Annotated in this window: 1 protein-coding gene; it reads left to right on the top strand. The window is 50.0% G+C overall.

The features are described from left to right. A partial coding sequence (locus tag CVH10_RS18235) for an efflux RND transporter permease subunit (RefSeq protein WP_146143030.1) occupies positions 1 to 226 on the top strand: 226 nt, incomplete at its 5' end. Between the last annotated feature and the right edge of the window lie 148 nt (positions 227 to 374).

Consider the following 374-nt stretch of genomic DNA (forward strand, 5'->3'; position numbering starts at 1 on the left):
GGCGTTAGTGGCATCCCTTGGCTTCGTGCCAATGGCACTGGCGACCGAGACAGGAGCCGAAATTCAAAGACCACTAGCGACCGTGGTCATTGGTGGCCTGATCAGCGCGACGCTACTGACTCTCGTCGTTCTACCCGCGCTCTACGCGCGCTTTGGAAAAGTTGAGCCGTCAAAGGTTGCAAAACAACATCTAGCACCACCGAGACATCTCAAGGCGGCTGAGTAGGGCTATGGTTCTCAACTAGTAGTCACCAAACTACTTGCCTGGACTCCGATGTTTTAACGCTAAGCAATTGGCCATCGCATGCGGCTGCCCTAATAAACGATACTTTCTTATGAAATAATATTAGCTCAATATTCAATTGCTTTACGAT

This window comes from Halomonas sp. ND22Bw (assembly GCF_003011945.1).
In the GTDB taxonomy this organism is placed as follows: Bacteria; Pseudomonadota; Gammaproteobacteria; order Pseudomonadales; family Halomonadaceae; genus Halomonas; species Halomonas halophila.